Origin of the sequence: Streptomyces sp. NPDC102441, assembly GCF_044765585.1 — a bacterium.
Lineage (GTDB): Bacteria > Actinomycetota > Actinomycetes > Streptomycetales > Streptomycetaceae > Streptomyces.
In genome coordinates this window covers 55,828-72,228 of record NZ_JBIWKH010000020.1, presented here as the reverse complement: position 1 = coordinate 72,228, position 16,401 = coordinate 55,828, and the positions used below count along the sequence as shown (strand labels likewise).

Annotated in this window: 13 protein-coding genes and 4 tRNA genes; 9 read left to right on the top strand and 8 right to left on the bottom strand. The window is 70.3% G+C overall.

Annotated features, from left to right (window positions below):
• Nucleotides 1–145: 145 nt before the first annotated feature.
• Nucleotides 146–1,237 (bottom strand): Leu/Phe/Val dehydrogenase, encoded by a 1,092-nt coding sequence (locus tag ACIREO_RS34655; protein ID WP_404117652.1) that lies wholly within the window; start codon nt 1,235–1,237, stop codon nt 146–148.
• 180 nt (nt 1,238–1,417) lie between these two features.
• On the opposite strand from ACIREO_RS34655, the gene ACIREO_RS34650 reads away from it, so the two are divergent.
• Both ACIREO_RS34650 and bldC read left to right on the top strand, forming a co-directional pair.
• Nucleotides 1,418–2,260, top strand: coding sequence for a hypothetical protein (locus ACIREO_RS34650; protein WP_404117650.1), 843 nt, complete (start codon nt 1,418–1,420; stop codon nt 2,258–2,260).
• A 671-nt stretch (nt 2,261–2,931) separates the two neighbouring features.
• Nucleotides 2,932–3,138, top strand: a complete 207-nt coding sequence (gene bldC / locus ACIREO_RS34645; protein ID WP_003949541.1) for a developmental transcriptional regulator BldC — start codon at nt 2,932–2,934, stop codon at nt 3,136–3,138.
• A 524-nt stretch (nt 3,139–3,662) separates the two neighbouring features.
• On the opposite strand, the gene ACIREO_RS34640 is transcribed toward bldC, so the two are convergent.
• The 3 genes from ACIREO_RS34640 to hrpA all read right to left on the bottom strand — a co-directional run bounded on the left by ACIREO_RS34640 (nt 3,663) and on the right by hrpA (nt 8,231).
• Nucleotides 3,663–3,977: a DUF6274 family protein gene (locus tag ACIREO_RS34640; protein WP_404117647.1), complete on the bottom strand. Its 315-nt coding sequence runs from the start codon at nt 3,975–3,977 to the stop codon at nt 3,663–3,665.
• Nucleotides 3,978–4,119: 142 nt separating this feature from the next.
• Nucleotides 4,120–4,194 (bottom strand) — tRNA-Asp (locus ACIREO_RS34635).
• A 116-nt stretch (nt 4,195–4,310) separates the two neighbouring features.
• Nucleotides 4,311–8,231, bottom strand: coding sequence for an ATP-dependent RNA helicase HrpA (gene hrpA / locus ACIREO_RS34630; RefSeq protein WP_404117645.1), 3,921 nt, complete (start codon nt 8,229–8,231; stop codon nt 4,311–4,313).
• Between the two features lie 208 nt (nt 8,232–8,439).
• On the opposite strand from hrpA, the gene ACIREO_RS34625 reads away from it, so the two are divergent.
• Together ACIREO_RS34625 and ACIREO_RS34620 are read left to right on the top strand one after the other, a co-directional pair.
• Nucleotides 8,440–9,201 (top strand): DsbA family protein, encoded by a 762-nt coding sequence (locus ACIREO_RS34625; protein ID WP_404117643.1) that lies wholly within the window; start codon nt 8,440–8,442, stop codon nt 9,199–9,201.
• A complete protein-coding gene (locus tag ACIREO_RS34620; protein WP_404117640.1) occupies nt 9,198–10,028 on the top strand; it encodes a cytochrome c biogenesis CcdA family protein in 831 nt (276 codons plus the stop codon). The genes ACIREO_RS34625 and ACIREO_RS34620 overlap by 4 nt, the downstream gene beginning before the upstream one ends.
• Before the next feature lie 39 nt (nt 10,029–10,067).
• Here ACIREO_RS34620 and ACIREO_RS34615 read toward each other — a convergent pair.
• The 4 genes from ACIREO_RS34615 to ACIREO_RS34600 form a co-directional block, all read right to left on the bottom strand.
• Nucleotides 10,068–10,144, bottom strand: a tRNA-Phe gene (locus ACIREO_RS34615).
• 22 nt (nt 10,145–10,166) lie between these two features.
• Nucleotides 10,167–10,241, bottom strand: a tRNA-Asp gene (locus ACIREO_RS34610).
• A 39-nt stretch (nt 10,242–10,280) separates the two neighbouring features.
• A tRNA-Glu gene (locus ACIREO_RS34605) sits at nt 10,281–10,353 on the bottom strand.
• 159 nt (nt 10,354–10,512) lie between these two features.
• A complete protein-coding gene (locus tag ACIREO_RS34600; protein ID WP_404117637.1) occupies nt 10,513–12,048 on the bottom strand; it encodes a metallophosphoesterase in 1,536 nt (511 codons plus the stop codon).
• Between the two features lie 125 nt (nt 12,049–12,173).
• On the opposite strand from ACIREO_RS34600, the gene ACIREO_RS34595 reads away from it, so the two are divergent.
• The 5 genes from ACIREO_RS34595 to ACIREO_RS34575 all read left to right on the top strand — a co-directional run.
• Nucleotides 12,174–12,527, top strand: a complete 354-nt coding sequence (locus ACIREO_RS34595) for a metallopeptidase family protein (RefSeq protein ID WP_069171480.1) — start codon at nt 12,174–12,176, stop codon at nt 12,525–12,527.
• Nucleotides 12,528–12,577: 50 nt separating this feature from the next.
• Nucleotides 12,578–13,021, top strand: a complete 444-nt coding sequence (locus tag ACIREO_RS34590) for a CrcB family protein (RefSeq protein WP_404117827.1) — start codon at nt 12,578–12,580, stop codon at nt 13,019–13,021.
• Nucleotides 13,018–13,401, top strand: a complete 384-nt coding sequence (locus ACIREO_RS34585; RefSeq protein ID WP_404117634.1) for a fluoride efflux transporter FluC — start codon at nt 13,018–13,020, stop codon at nt 13,399–13,401. Before ACIREO_RS34590 ends, ACIREO_RS34585 begins: the two co-directional genes overlap by 4 nt.
• A 121-nt stretch (nt 13,402–13,522) precedes the next feature.
• Nucleotides 13,523–14,080, top strand: coding sequence for a hypothetical protein (locus tag ACIREO_RS34580; RefSeq protein ID WP_404117631.1), 558 nt, complete (start codon nt 13,523–13,525; stop codon nt 14,078–14,080).
• Nucleotides 14,081–14,319: 239 nt separating this feature from the next.
• Nucleotides 14,320–16,401 (top strand): DEAD/DEAH box helicase (locus ACIREO_RS34575; protein ID WP_404117628.1); only part of this gene is annotated, 2,082 nt, incomplete at its 3' end.

The window sequence follows — 16,401 nt, the reverse complement described above, 5'->3', positions numbered from 1 at the left end:
AACCTCTTGTGGACGGCCGACCCGCCGACCGGAGTGAGTCTTGTCTCCCCAGGGCCCGCAGGCCGTCCCCCCGTGGGCCCCGGGCCCGCCACCACCGGCGCTTCGTCACGGTCCGGTGGCGGGTACTCCACGCTGCGTGCGCGGATCAGCGACGGCGGGCGTCCGCCATCCGCTGTTCGGCGATCCGGTCGGCCGCAGCAGCCGGCGGAATCCCGTCATCCTTCGCACGTGCGAATATGGCCAGCGTGGTGTCGAAGATCTTGGTGGCTTTCGCCTTGCACCGGTCGAAGTCGAAACCGTGGAGCTCGTCGGCGACCTGGATCACGCCGCCGGCATTCACCACGTAGTCCGGTGCGTACAGAACCGATCGGTCGGCAAGGTCCTTCTCGACGCCGGGGTGCGCGAGCTGGTTGTTGGCCGCTCCGCACACCACCCTGGCGGTGAGCACGGGAACGCTGTCGTCGTTGAGCGCGCCACCGAGCGCGCACGGGGCGTAGATGTCGAGGCCTTCGGTCCGGATCAGCGCGTCCGTGTCCACGGCGACGGAGACCTCCGGGTGCAGATCGGTGATCCGGCGTACGGACTCCTCGCGCACATCGGTCACGACGACCTCGGCACCGTCGCTCAACAGGTGCTGGACCAGATGGCGGCCGACCTTGCCGACGCCCGCGACGCCGACCTTGCGGCCGCGCAGCGTGGGGTCGCCCCACAGGTGCTGGGCGGATGCCCGCATGCCCTGGAAGACGCCGAACGCGGTGAGGACCGAGGAGTCGCCCGCGCCGCCGTTCTCGGGGGAGCGGCCGGTGGTCCAGCGGCACTCCCGGGCGACGACGTCCATGTCGGCGACGTACGTGCCGACATCACAGGCGGTCACGTAGCGCCCGCCCAGCGAGGCCACGAACCGTCCGTAGGCCAGGAGCAGTTCCTCGGACTTGATCCGGTCGGGATCGCCGATGATGACGGCCTTGCCGCCGCCGTGGTCGAGGCCGGCCATGGCGTTCTTGTACGACATGCCGCGCGACAGGTTCAGCGCGTCCGCGACGGCCTCCGCCTCGGAGGCGTACGGATAGAAGCGGGTCCCGCCGAGGGCCGGGCCCAGGGCGGTGGAGTGGAGGGCGATGACGGCCTTGAGGCCGCTGGCACGGTCCTGGCAGATGACGACTTGCTCGTGGCCTCCCTGGTCCGAGTGGAACAGGGTGTGCAGCACATCGACAGGCACGCCGGTCACATCGGTCACTGTGGTGACTCCCAAGTACGAAGCGGCGGAAAGACCCTCCTGAAGGTGGGGAGGGCCCCGGGCCGACCGCGACCGCGGCCGGCCCGACTGGGCAAGAGCGTAAGTCCTCGTGACACGTAGATCTGTTCCCGTGCCGGGGATCACCCCCCTGTGGAGTACCGGCGTGACACGATTTAACGCATGTCGGTGGTGTCTTCGGTGCTCATCCCTTACGCGTCCTACCTGCGGGTGTACGAACCGCTCGCCGCCTTCCGCGAACCCGAACGGGGCCATTGGACGCGTTACGCGCAGCGCTCCGAGCTCCCCACTGCCCAGGACGAACTGCGTCGCTCGCTGGCGGACTTGGTTCCCACCCCTCCGGTGCCCGTGCCGGTGCACGAGAGCGGGGACGCCTTCGTGGCGCTCGTCGACGGGGTGGTCTGCGTCTGCCCGTGGCGGACCCGGATGCGCGGCTGGCTCGCAATGAGCGAACTGGGGGGTCTGTTTCCGGCCACTGTGCTGGACGCGGTGCTGCCCCCGGTGGTGCGGGGTCAGGCGGCGGCGGACCACGAGCGGTGGGCCGAGCGGAATCCGGATGCCCGCCCCTGGATCCGGACCACGGTGTGGCACGTGCCGGTGCGCTGGTTCGTGCTGTTCGACGACGCGGAGCGGGAGTATCTGACCGCCGGTACGGTCGGGGACCGGCTGCTGCGTTACCGGACCCCGATGGTGCAGGCGCGGCGCCGGCTGGCGAGGGCGCTGCGGACGCTGCGGGAGACCGTCGACGAAGGGCCGCTGGCCGAAGGGCTCGTGGAGGTGGGGCGCTGGCTCGAGGAGTTCCATCCGCGCGCCATGGTCGAGCTGGACTACGGCGGCCTGGTCCACGCGCTGAGCGCCGAGCAGCTCGCCGCTGACCGTTCCGCAGCGGATGTGGCCGAGGGCATCGCCGCGCTGCGCTCCGGGGACAGTGACGCGGCGGGTGTCGCGTACGGGCGGCTGGCCGACCGCTGGCGCGCGGTGCGTGACCTACAATCCTCCAACTAGGCTGAAGCGGTGTGAATTGGAACGCACCGTCGCATAGAGGGGCTATCCGCAGGGAAGAGACATCCTGTGAGGTGTCCGACATCCGTGGGCACCGAGGGATCCCGGCGGAGGTGAACGGAGATGCCCTGAGGGGGACTGACGGGCCGTGAACCGGCGTTCGGTGTGACGCGTGAGACAGGTGGGGCGGGAAGCCGTCCGCCAGGAGCGGGACCTACGTCCCGAACCGGGCCTTTGCCTCAAGCGTGACGGATAGCACTAACAGGGCCCTTGCGCCCTTCCCTACTCCTCATGCCAAAATAGGACAAGGAGTCCGGGGGAGGACTCTGTCCGCCCAACTATGGGTGGAATGCTCAGCATTGCACGCTATGGGGGGTCTGAGAACTTCTGACGACTCCTGACGACTCCTGAGTGTCCTGTGACTGATCGTTACTGGGGCGTGACTGTCCGCTATGGCATGGTCCATCGGCTTCCGTCGCTGATGAACACCTGGGAGGGCAATTCCATCGGTTTGGCCGACGTGGCTGGACGGATGGTGTAGTTGTAGTGCCGAAGACAAGCCGTTCGTCCTATAACCGACTCGGCCCGCGTCCGCCATTTCGGGCAACGCGGGTCAAGGTGCAGAATTTAGAGGAAAGAACCGAGATGGTTCGGTTCTCCCGAGGAGGCCGCTCATGACCGCTCGCACCCCTGATGCCGAGCCGCTGCTGACCCCGGCTGAGGTTGCCACGATGTTCCGCGTGGACCCGAAGACGGTCACCCGTTGGGCAAAGGCTGGCAAGCTCACGTCCATCCGCACGCTCGGTGGGCATCGCCGGTACCGCGAGGCAGAGGTCCGCGCACTGCTTGCGGGTATTCCGCAGCAGCGCAGCGAGGCCTGACACACCCCTGTCGCCGCAGCCACAACAGGGCGCTGAAGGGTCCCCCAACCCTCGGTGTCCGCACTCATAGCTCCATACGACGGGCGCCTGCCCCAACGGGCGCCATGCCTGTGACATGCGGGTACGTCGTTCGATCGCGCTGGACTCCGCCGGGTCCAGCGCGATCTTTTTTGTGTCCGGGGGCTCTGAGGGATGTGCCCGCCGGCTCGTGAAGGGCGTCCGAACGGTGCGGGTGCCCGCCCGAACCTGCCGACGGGTCGGTTTGCCGGGGCGGTCACGTGCGACTGTGGGCGGGGTTGTTCGGGGCTGTTCGCCCGGGTCCCGGGCGTCGTGGGACGGCTCGGGTGGAACGGTCCGGGATGTACTTCCAAGGCAGTGCAATTGCACATATTAAATTCGCCAGTTGTAGGAAGTGCGTAAAGTGCCCCCTGCGAAAAACTGATTCGGTGACTCCCGTCACACCGGCGTGGTCTTGCCAACCACCAGCCTGCCACTGTGCGGGGGTGCCTGGCTGCGGCAGATGGTCATGTCGCGGGAGGACTTTCGTCCCCGGGCGAGCGCGTGCGGCGCTCCGCTGCGGCCGCGTCGCCCTTCGTCGCCGACGCCTCGGCCTCAGTGCCCCTCGCGGGGGCGCCGGAGGCGGTCTCCGGAGCCGGCGGCGGCCCGGTCGGCCCCGATGGCGCACAGGGCGTCTGTGGGGCCGTCAGGGGCTCCATGGCGAGCCGCAGCAGGCGGTGGCAGATCGGACAGTGCCGGGTGAGGTGGCGGTAGCCGGAGGCGGCCGCCAGATGGGCGCGCAGCAGCGCGCGGGTCTCGTGCCTCTCCGTGGGCGCAGACATGCGTGCGGCCTCCCGGTGGCCCAGGCCGCCCCGCGTCGAGGGAAAGGGGGACGGACTCCGTCCTACGGAGTTACCCGCGGCGGGAGCCGGCGTCAAGACGCACGGAAGCCCGGATCCAGAGGATCCGGGCTTCCGTCTACTGCGGTCCTGACGGGATTTGAACCCGCGGCCTCCACCTTGACAGGGTGGCGAGCACTCCAAACTGCTCCACAGGACCAGGTTTTCGCTGCCTGCCTTGCGGCCTGCTGCGAAGACAGACTGTACAGGAGGTCCGAGGGCCAGGTCGAACTCACTCACCGTGCGGGAGCCGCTACGGCCCCGTGGAGGGCCAGGTCACGGAGCGGCCGCGTCGATCGCCTTCACGATGCGCTTGTCGGAGACGGGCTGCGCGGTGCCCAGGGCGTGCGCGAAATAGCTCACCCGCAGCTCCTCGATCATCCAGCGGATGTCCAGGACCTCCTGGGGCACGGGCCGCCCCTGCGGCAGCTGTTCGAGCAGCCAGGCGTACTCGTCCTGCATGTCGTGGACCTTCGCCATGCGCGCCGTGTCGCGCTGGACGTTCGTCGGCATCTGCTGCAGCCGGCGGTCCTCGGCGACCAGATAGCGCATCAGGTCGGGCAGTCTGCGCAGCCCGGTCGCGGTGACGAACCCGGGCGGCACGAGGCGGGCCAGGTGGTCCCGCACGTCCGTCACGTTGTCGATCAGGACCAGGCTGTTCGTCGACTTCAGCCGGCGCTCGCACGCCTGCCAGGCGGCCAGGATCTGCTGCACCTGGCCGATCGCGCGGACGGTGAGGTCCACGAGGTCGGCGCGCACCTTGTCGTACAGCTTCCGGAACGAGGCCTCGTCCCAGGCCGGCCCCCCGTGCGCGGCGATCAGCCGGTCGGCGGCGGCCGTCGCGCAGTCGTCGAACAGCGCCTGGATGGAGCCGTGCGGATTACGCGACAGCGCCAGCTTCTGCTGGTTGGTGAGCTTGTCCGAGGCGAACTTCGCGGGGTTCACCGGGATGTTCAGCAGGATCAGCTTCCGGGTGCCGCGCCACATCGCCTGCTGCTGCTCGGCCTGCGTGTCGAAGAGGCGTACGGCGACGCTCTCACCCTGGTCGACGAGCGCCGGGTACGCCTTGACCGGCTGGCCGGCCCGACGCGTTTCGAAGACCTTGTCCAGGGAGCCGATCGTCCAGTCCGTGAGGTTCGAACGCTCGATGGACTCACCCGAGGGCCCAGCGGTGGCCGCGGCGGCCTTGGAGAGGGCCTGGCGGGCCTTGGGGCGCAGCTGGATCTTCAGCGCTTCCAGGTCCTTGTCCTCGGCGACCTTGCGGCGCCGCTCGTCGGTGACCCGGAACGTGATCTTCAAGTGGTCCGGGATCCGGGACAGGTCGAAGTCGTCCGCCGTGACCGGGACGCCGACCATTCGCTGGAGCTCACGGGCGAGAGTCAGCGGCAGCAGCTCCTGCAGGGGGACCGCACGGTCCAGGAACTTCGCCGCGTAGTCCGGTGCGGGGACGTAGTGCCGGCGGATCGGCTTGGGCAGCGAGCGGATCAGCTCGGTGACCACCTGTTCGCGCAGGCCAGGGATCTGCCAGTCGAAGCCCTCCGAGGTGACCTGGTTGAGCACCTGGAGCGGGATGTGGACGGTCACACCGTCGGCGTCCGCGCCCGGCTCGAACTGGTAGGTCACCCGGAACTTGAGCTTCCCCTGCCGCCAGGAGTCCGGATAGTCGTCCTTGGTGACGGCCCCGGCCTTCTCGTTGATGAGCATCGAGCGCTCGAAGTCGAGCGCCTCGGGCTCGTCGCTGCGCTTGTGCTTCCACCAGGAGTCGAAGTGGGCGCCGGAGACGATGTGCTCCGGGATCCGCCGGTCGTAGAAGTCGAAGAGCGTCTCGTCGTCCACGAGGATGTCGCGGCGCCGCGCGCGGTGCTCCAACTCCTCGACCTCGCCGAGGAGTTTGCGATTGTCATGGAAGAACTGGTGGTGCGTGCGCCAGTCGCCCTCGACCAGGGCGTTACGGATGAACAGATCGCGCGACGCCTCCTGGTCGATACGGCCGAAATTGATCTTGCGCTGGGCGACGATCGGCACCCCGTAGAGCGTGACCCGCTCGTACGCCATCACCGCCGCCTGGTCCTTCTCCCAGTGCGGCTCGCTGTAGGTGCGCTTCAGCAGGTGCTGCGCCAGCGGCTCGATCCACTCGGGCTCGACCTTCGCGTTGACCCGCGCCCACAGCCGGGACGTCTCGACCAGCTCCGCCGACATCACGAAGCGCGGCTGTTTCTTGAAGAGCGCCGAACCGGGGAAGATCGCGAACTTGGCGTTGCGGGCGCCCACGTACTCGTTCTTCTCGGTGTCCTTCAGCCCGATGTGCGACAGCAGCCCCGCAAGCAGCGAGGTGTGCACCGACTGCTCCGGCGCGTCCTGTTCGTTGAGCTCGATGCCCATCTGCTTGGCGACCGTACGCAGCTGTGCGTAGATGTCCTGCCACTCACGGATCCGCAGGAAGTTCAGATACTCCTGCTTGCACATCCGGCGGAAGCTGGAGGAACCGCGCTCCTTTTGCTGTTCCCGGACATAACGCCACAGATTCAGGAACGCCAGGAAGTCGGACGTCTCGTCCTTGAAGCGGGCGTGGTTCTGATCGGCCTGGGTCTGCTTCTCCGCGGGCCGCTCGCGCGGGTCCTGGATGGAGAGCGCCGCCGCGATGACCATGACCTCGCGGGCGCAGCCGTTCTTCTCGGCCTCGACGACCATGCGCGCCAGGCGGGGGTCGACGGGCAGCTGGGAGAGCTTGCGGCCCAGCGGGGTGAGCCTCTTCTTCGGATCCTTCTCCGCCGGATCCAGGGCGCCGAGCTCCTGGAGCAGCTGGATGCCGTCGCGGATGTTGCGGTGGTCCGGCGGGTCGATGAAGGGGAACTTCTCGATGTCGCCCAGGCCGGCCGCGGTCATCTGGAGGATGACGGAGGCGAGGTTGGTCCGCAGGATCTCCGGGTCGGTGAACTCCGGACGCGTGACGAAGTCGTCCTCGGAGTACAGCCGGATGCAGATGCCGTCCGACGTACGGCCGCAGCGGCCCTTGCGCTGGTTGGCGCTGGCCTGGGAGATCCGCTCGATCGGCAGCCGCTGGACCTTCGTGCGGTGGCTGTAGCGGGAGATGCGGGCGTTGCCCGGGTCGATCACGTACTTGATGCCGGGGACGGTCAGCGAGGTCTCGGCGACGTTCGTCGCCAGAACGATCCTGCGCCCCGTGTGGCGCTGGAACACCCGGTTCTGCTCGGCGTGCGAGAGGCGGGCGTAGAGGGGGAGCACCTCGGTGTGTCTGAGGTTGCGTTTGTTCAGCGCGTCCGCGGTGTCGCGGATCTCGCGCTCCCCGGACAGGAAGACCAGGACATCACCCGGAGCCTCGTGGTCCAGCTCGTCGACGGCGTCGCAGATCGCGGTGATCTGGTCGCGGTCGGAGTCGTCGCCCTCTTCTTCGAGGAGGGGGCGGTAGCGCACCTCGACCGGATACGTCCGGCCGCTGACCTCCACGACCGGTGCCTCGCCGAAGTGCTTGGCGAAGCGCGCCGGGTCGATGGTCGCCGAGGTGATGACGACCTTCAGATCGGGACGCTTGGGCAGCAGCCGGGCCAGGTAGCCCAGCAGGAAGTCGATGTTCAGCGACCGCTCGTGGGCCTCGTCGATGATGATCGTGTCGTAGGCGAGGAGCTCGCGGTCCGTCTGGATCTCGGCCAGCAGGATGCCGTCCGTCATCAGCTTCACGAAGGTCGCGTCCGGATTCACCTGGTCGGTGAAGCGCACCTTCCAGCCGACGGCCTCGCCCAGCGGGGTCTCCAGCTCGTCCGCGATGCGCTCGGCGACCGTGCGTGCCGCGATCCGGCGGGGCTGCGTGTGCCCGATCATGCCCCGGACGCCGCGCCCCAGCTCCATACAGATCTTGGGGATCTGGGTGGTCTTGCCCGATCCGGTCTCACCGGCGACGATCACGACCTGGTGGTCGCGTATCGCCTCCAGGATCTCGTCCTTCTTCTGGCTGACCGGGAGTTGTTCCGGGTACGACAGGGCGGGCATCCGCGCGGCGCGGCCGGCGAGCCGCTCGGACGCCTTGCCGGCCTCGGCGGAGATCTCGTCCAGCACGGACTGGCGGGCCTCGGGCTTGTGGATGCGCCGGGCACCCTCGAGGCGACGGCCGAGCCTGTGCGCGTCGCGGAGCGAGAGCTGCCCGAGCTGGGACTGGAGGTCGGCGAAGGAAGTAGACATACGGACCCCAGGATCTCACCCGGGCGCAGGGACTGGCGAACGTATTTCGTCCGGGCCGTGTCACACCGCTCCCGGGAGGCCCGGTGACCGAGCGGGACGATGGCATCACAGGACGTACCATTTCGGGCAACTGATCACCCGTTCCCCGTCGCAGGGCGACCCCACGCCTCCTCGCCCTCCTCCGCACCGCACCCGCACGGAGCGCCGTATGCCCACGCCCGCCCGCCCCTCGCCCTCCGCGAAGAAGCCGATGCTTTTCGGCCTTGTCGTCGTGCTCGCCGCCGGGCTCCTCGCCCTCGTCTCCTACCGGGCGACCGCCCCGGACGAACCCGCCTCCGACACCCCGGCCGCAGCCACCACCGCGGGACCGGACCCCGATGTCTACGAGGAGCTGGCGGAACTGGCCCGGCGCGACGCCGGTGACAAACTGGCGCAGGGCCGCACCGACGCCCCCGTCGTCCTCATCGAGTACGCCGACTTCCAGTGCGGCTACTGCGGGAAGTTCGCCCGGGACACCGAACCCGAACTGATCAAGAGGTACGTCGACGACGGCACCCTGCGCATCGAGTGGCGCAACTTCCCGATCTTCGGCGAGGCGTCCGAGGCGGCGGCCCGCGCGTCCTGGGCGGCCGGCAGACAGGACCGCTTCTGGGCCTTCCACCGGGCCGCCTACGCCGAGGACGCCAAGGAGAAGGGCTTCGGCAAGAAACGCCTCAGGGCCCTCGCCCAGCAGGCAGGCGTGAAGGACCTCGGCCGCTTCGCGCGCGACACCGACAGCGCTGCGGCCACCGAGGCGGTCCGCGAGGACCGGGAGCAGGCCTACGGGATCGGCGCGACGTCCACCCCGTCCTTCCTCATCAACGGCCGCCCCGTGGCCGGGGCCCAGCCCATGGCCGTCTTCACCCAGGCCATCGAGGACGCGGCGGCGGAGGAAGCGAACGTAGGAAGCGCCGGTGACCCCGCGAAATGACCCCGGACATCGGCTACTTCGCCGCCCTTCTCGGAGGCCTCCTGGCCCTCGTCAGCCCGTGCAGCGCCCTGCTGCTCCCGGCCTTCTTCGCGTACTCCGTCGACTCCGCCTCACGGCTCCTGGCGCGTACGGGCATCTTCTACGCCGGTCTCGCCACCACGCTCGTCCCGCTCGGCGCCGCGGGCTCGTACGCGGGACGCCTCTTCTACGGGCACCGTGACGCCCTCGTCCTCGGCGCGGGCTGGCTGATCGTCGGGCTCGGTCTCGCCCAGATCGTGGGGCTGGGCTTCGCGTCCCGGCGGATCGCCGCCCTCAGCGGCAGGATCCGGCCCACCACCGCCCTCTCCGTCTACGCCCTGGGCGCGGTCTACGGGCTCGCCGGCTTCTGCGCGGGCCCGATCCTCGGCAGCGTCCTCACGGTGGCCGCCGTCAGCGGCAGCCCCGTCTACGGCGGTCTGCTGCTCGCCGTCTACGCCCTGGGCATGGCCGTCCCGCTGTTCGTGCTCGCCCTGCTCTGGGAACGCTTCGACCTCGGCCGCCGGGCCTGGCTGCGCGGCAGGCCGCTGCGGGCCGGCCGCTTCGAGCTGCACAGCACCTCGTTGCTCTCCGGCCTCTTCTTCATCGGGCTCGGAGTGCTCTTCCTCGTCTACGACGGGACGACCGCGCTGCCCGGACTCCTGGACGTGGACGACTCGTTCGCCGTCGAGCAGTGGGCCCAGCGTCTCGGCGAGCGGGTGCCGGACGCGGCGGCGCTGGCGGCCGTGGCGGCGGTGGTGCTGCTCGGGCTGACCGTGCAGGCGGTGCGGCGGCGGCGTGACGAGGGCTGAGTACGGCGAAAGCCCCGTCCGGCGGACGGGGCTTTCGGATGGTGGCTGGGGCCGGGATCGAACCGGCGACCTATCGCTTTTCAGGCGATCGCTCGTACCAACTGAGCTACCCAGCCACGCAGCTCATACGGGCTGCAGCGGTCCTGACGGGATTTGAACCCGCGGCCTCCACCTTGACAGGGTGGCGAGCACTCCAAACTGCTCCACAGGACCTAGCTAATGTGCGAGACGAGTCTCGCACACTGTAAAGCGTGCCCCCAACGGGATTCGAACCCGTGCTACCGCCTTGAAAGGGCGGCGTCCTGGGCCACTAGACGATGAGGGCTAAGGGCCCGCCTGCGCGCTTTCCAGCGCGTCGGGGACGTGAGAAGCATACGGGTTGCGGGGAGCTATCGCCAAAACGGTTTGGGCCTCTCGTTTTGATCAGGCGGGCTCGCGTGCCCTGGCACCGCTCCCTGATCCGGCCTGATCCAGACGAGAGGCCCTACGGCGAGGTCGTAGGGGCGCACGGGGAAGGGGCCGGGCTCTTCAGGTTCTCCTCCGGGAGATGGCGGCTGACCTCGGCCGTCGTCAGGCCGAGACCTCCGAGGGTGATCTCGTCCCAGGCCTGCAGATGGCGGGTGGCGCGGTCCAGGTAGAGGACCGAGGCACGCACCTTCTCGGGCTTCTCGTTCTGCACGGCGCGCAGGCCTCCGCCGCCCGTGGAGCCCTCGACCTTCAGCCGCGTACCCAGGGGCAGCAGTTCGTTGACCCGGTGGTGCACATGGCCGGCCAGGACCAGCGGCACCGTGCCGTCCGTCTCCCGCGCCGCGTTCGGGTCGTGCGCCACCGCGATGTCCACCGGGGTGCCCGCCCGCTTCTGGTCGCGCAGTGCCGAGGCGAGGCGCGCGCCCGCGAGCTGCTCGGATGCCTTGCCGCCGATGGGGCGTGTGCGGTCCGGGGTGAACTGCGGGTCCCCGGTGCCGGCGATCCGCAGCCCGGCCGCGTCCACGGCGCCGCCCTCGTCCAGGACGTGCGCGTTCCTGGTCTTCCCCAGACGGTCCTGGGTCACCTTGGAGTCGTGGTTGCCCCTCACCCACACATAGGGCGCGCCGAGCTCGGCGACGGGGTCCAGGAAGCCGTTCTCCGCGGCGGTGCCGTGGTCCATGGTGTCGCCGGAGTCGATGATCACGTCGATCTCGTACTGCTCTACGAGCGAGGCGATGATGTGCCAGGCGGCGGGGTTGAGATGGATGTCGGAGACGTGCAGGACACGGATGGTCCCCGGGTCCGGCTGGTAGACGGGGAGCGTGGACGTGGCGTCGTACAGCTTGGTCACGTTGGTGACGAGCCGGGCCAGTTCCTGCTGGTAGACGTCGAACTCGCTGACGATCGAGCGGGCGTCGCCGACGACCGAGGGGGCGCTGGAGAGCAGCCCGGAGAATTTCGGCTCCAGGACGGACTTCGGGTTCCAGGTGGCGTAGGCGCTGACGCCCGAGGCGGCCAGCAGGGCCAGGGCGAGGCCTCCGGCGGCCAGGGCGCGGCGGGGGCGCCGGTAGACGACGAGTCCGAGGGCGGTGGCGCCGGAGACCACGGCCACGCAGGAGCGGACCGCCAGCTCCCGGGTGCCGGAGGCGACGTCGTCGGTGACCTCGTCCTGGAGACCTGAGAGGCGTTCGGGGTGCTTGACGAGGGCCTGCGAGCGCTCCGGGTCCAGCTGGTCGACGTCCACGTCCAGGCGGACGGGGGCGTGGTGGGAGTCCAGCTCCAGGGCGCCGAGCGGTGACACGTTGATCTTGGTGCCGCCGCTCACGGACGGCCGCAGGGTCATGGTGGTGTCCATGGGACCCACCGGCGTACGAACACTGCCGACGACCAGCAGCCCCAGCCAGGCGCCCAGCACGACCACCGCCAGCAGGCCGAACGCGCGTTTCCAGGGGTGCGCGGCGGGGGCGAGCCCGCCGGCGGGGGCGGTGGCGTGCGAGCGGGAGCGGAAGAGGCGGCGGACACGGACGGCTGCGGCGTGGAACGGGCGTGCCATTGGGCGCGTATGCCCAGATCGGGCATCGGACATGCGGGCGGGCGGGGTGGTGTGGGCCGGGCGGGTGGCCGCCGGAACCGGGTGCGGCCCGCCCGTCCCGGCCCGGTGTACGTGACAATGGCGGGGTGCTGGAGATGACGCGCGAGGAGTTCGAAGAGCTGGTGAGCCTGGCTCTTGACCGGGTCCCGCCGGAGCTGATGCGGCTGATGGACAACGTCGCGGTGTTCGTGGAGGAGGAGCCGGAGGACGCGGAGGACCGGGAGCTGCTCGGGCTCTACGAGGGCACTCCCCTCACCGAGCGCGGTGAGTGGTACGCGGGTGTGCTGCCGGACCGGATCACCATCTACCGGGGGCCCACGCTGCGGATGTGCGAGACCCGCGAGGACGTGGTCGCCGAGACGGAGATCACGGTGGTCCACGAGATCGCCCACCATTTCGGCATCGACGACGAGCGGCTGCACGCACTGGGGTACGGGTGAGCGCACAGAGCCCGCCGCCGGAGCGGCCGGTCGTCGACCCGGACGTCGACATCTCCGTGCCCGCGCAGCGCGCGGAGACGGAGGGCCCGGGGAAGTGGCGGGTCCTGGCGGTGATCGCGGCGGGCGGCGCGGCCGGGGCCACGGCCCGCTACGCGGCGTCCCTCGCCTGGCCCGCCGCCGGGGGCGGCTTCCCCTGGGCGGTCTTCGCCGTCAATGTGGCGGGCTGCGCCCTGATCGGTGTGCTGATGGTGCTGACCGCCGAGCGGGGGAGGGTCACGCATCCGCTGGTGCGGCCGTTCCTGGGCGTCGGGGTGCTCGGCGGGTTCACCACGTTCTCGACGTACGCCGTCGATGTGTCCAGGCTGCTGGCGCGCCAGGAGGTGGCCACGGCGATGGCGTACGCGGCGGCGACGGCCGTGGCGGCCCTCGGTGCGGTGTGGGGGGCGGCCGCGCTCACACGGGCGCTGGACGACAGACGGGAGCGGACCGCGTGAACTGGCTGCTGGTCGTCATCGGAGGCGCCGTAGGGGCGCCGCTGCGCTATCTGACGGACCGTGCGGTGCAGGCGCGGCACGGTGCGGGTACGCCGTACGTGTTCCCCTGGGGGACCTTCACCGCCAACGCCGCGGGCAGTCTGCTGCTCGGCGTACTCACGGGGGCCACGGTGTCCACACCCGTGTACGCGTTGCTGGGCACGGGGCTGTGCGGAGCGCTGACGACGTATTCGACGTTCTCGTACGAGACCCTGCGACTGGCCGAGACGGGCCGTGGCTTCCTGGCGGGCGCCAATCTGCTGGCGTCCCTGCTGGTGGGGCTCGGGGCGGTGTTCCTGGGGGCGGAGCTCGCGGGGGGCTTCGGGGGCTCCGCGGTGTGATCCGGCCGGCCGGTGTGTGTGCGGGTGTTGTGTCCGGGCGTGTCCCCGGCGGGGGCGGGGGAGTTGGACACATCGCTCTCCCGTTCCGGCCGTTCCCTCTCCTCCCCGGAGGTGCCACCCCGTGCGCCAGTTGTCCGCCCGCGTCCGCTGGGCAGCCGTCACCGTGCTGACGATCGCCGTGTCCACAGGCTGTGTGAGCGTCGGCGACGACGCCGGGAAGCCGGCCCCTTCGCGTACCGCCGGCGAGAAGGGCGCGTCGGCCCGTCCGGACGGCGGCGCCGTGCCGGGCACCGGCCGGTCCGGCTCCGGTGGCGGCCGTGCCGAGGCGCAGTCCGACCGTGGCGCCTCCCGCGAGCCGGACGCGAAGGAGCCGGGCCGTGCGCCCTCGGCCGGCCCCGGGAAGGCCGGCCCTGCGCCCGGGGGTCCCGGCACCCCGGAACCGACCCGCGGCGGGCCGCTGCCCACCCCGGCGCCCACCGATCCGGGCCCGGGTGAGCCGCCCGCTCCGCCGGTCACCCCTGAGGAGCCTCCGCCCTCGCCCGAGCCGGAGCCCCCGTCGCCTCCGGAGCAGCCTTCCGCGTCGCCCGCAGCGCAGTCACGTGACGACGCGATGGGGGCGCCGGGGAGGGCCGAGGTGTGGCCCACTCCCCGGGTATCACCGCAGGTCGCGCCGGTATGAGCGAGGCCGGGGGAGACCCGGTTTGCACGAATGGGGGGAGGGTGCGTATGGTAGTAGATCGTTTGATCCTATGCCCGGCGCCGACACAGAAGAGCGCCGTGTGGCGCGTACTCTCCCTTGCCGTGGCTGGACCGCATTGAGGCGGTCGAAATTGCGAAAACACGGAGTTACGGGCGCGTGCCGAGACTCCGGAAGGTTTCGCATTTCGCATGTCAATTTCCAGTTCTGACCACACCGTCATGCCCGAGAACGACGTCGAGAACATCGAGGTCGTCCAGGCCGCCGAAGCCGTAGTGGCCCAGGCCCCCGAGGCAGCCGAAGAGACCCCCGCCACCGAGGCCCCCGTCGTGGAGCCCGCCGCTGCGGAGGCCCCCGTCGTGGAGACCCCTGTCGTGGAGCCCGCCGCTGCGGAGACCGCCGTCGTGGAGCCCGCCGCTGCGGAGACCGCCGACGCGGACACCTCGGAAGAGGCCGCCGCCGAGGAGGACGCCGAGCCGAGCGTCACCTTCTCCTCGCTCGGACTGCCCGACGGCATCGTCCGCAAGCTCGCGCAGAACGGTGTGACGGCCCCCTTCCCGATCCAGGCCGCGACCATCCCGGACGCCCTGGCCGGCAAGGACATCCTCGGCCGTGGCCGTACCGGCTCCGGCAAGACGCTCTCCTTCGGTCTTCCGCTGCTGGCCACGCTGTCCGGCGGCAACACCGAGAAGAAGAAGCCCCGCGGCATCATCCTCACCCCGACCCGTGAGCTCGCGATGCAGGTCGCGGACGCCCTCCAGCCGTACGGCGACGTGCTCGGCCTGAAGATGAAGGTCGTCTGCGGCGGTACGTCGATGGGCAACCAGATCTACGCGCTGGAGCGCGGTGTCGACGTCCTCGTCGCCACGCCCGGCCGTCTGCGCGACATCATCAACCGCGGCGCCTGCTCGCTCGCGAACGTCCAGGTCGCCGTTCTCGACGAGGCCGACCAGATGTCCGACCTGGGCTTCCTGCCCGAGGTCACCGAGCTGCTCGACCAGATCCCCGGCGGCGGCCAGCGCATGCTCTTCTCCGCCACCATGGAGAACGAGATCGGCACGCTGGTCAAGCGCTACCTGACCAACCCGGTGACGCACGAGGTCGACAGCGCCCAGGGCAACGTCACGACCATGTCGCACCACGTCCTCGTCGTGAAGCCGAAGGACAAGGCGCCCGTCACGGCCGCGATCGCCGCCCGCAAGGGCCGCACGATCATCTTCGTCCGCACTCAGCTGGGCGCCGACCGCATCGCCGAGCAGCTCATCGAGTCCGGTGTGAAGGCCGACGCGCTGCACGGCGGCATGACGCAGGGTGCTCGTACCCGCGTGCTCGAGGACTTCAAGAAGGGCTATGTCAACGCCCTGGTCGCCACCGACGTCGCCGCCCGCGGCATCCACGTCGACGGCATCGACCTCGTCCTCAACGTGGACCCGGCCGGCGACCACAAGGACTACCTGCACCGCTCGGGCCGTACCGCCCGTGCCGGCAAGTCCGGTGTCGTCGTCTCGCTGGCGCTTCCGCACCAGCGCCGTCAGATCTTCCGTCTGATGGAGGACGCGGGCGTCGACGCCTCGCGTCACATCGTGCAGGGCGCGGGTGTCTTCGAGCCCGAGGTCGCCGAGATCACCGGTGCCCGTTCGCTGACCGAGGTCCAGGCCGACTCTGCGAACAACGCGGCCAAGCAGGCCGAGCGCGAGGCCGCCGACCTCACCAAGCAGCTGGAGCGCATCCAGCGCCGTGCCGTCGAGCTGCGCGAGGAGGCCGACCGTCTGGTCGCCCGTGCCGCCCGCGAGCGGGGCGACGACCCGGAGGCAGCGGTGGCCGAGGTCGCCGCCGAGGCCGAGGCCGCGCTCATCGCAGCGGTGTCCGTCCCGGAGCAGCCGGCCGCGCGCGACGACCGTCGTGACGACCGGGGCAACTTCAGCCGCCGTGACGACCGTGGCGGCGACCGCGGAGGTTACCGCGGTGGCAACGACCGGGGTACCGGCGAGCGCAGTGGCCGTCCCTCCGGTGGGACCGGCTACCGCGGGAGCAACGACCGTCCGTCGTTCCGCGGCAGCAACGACCGTCGTGACGACCGCCCCTCGGGTGGTTTCCGCTCCGGCGGCGGTGAGCGTCGGGACGACCGTGGTGGCCGTCCCGTCGAGCGTCGTGACAACGACCGTCCGGCGTTCCGCAGCAACGACCGTCGTGACGACCGCCCTTCCGGTGGTTTCCGCTCCGGCGGCGGTGAGCGTCGGGACGACCGTGGTGGCCGTCCCGTCGAGCGTCGTGACAACGACCGTCCGGCGTTCCGCAGCAAC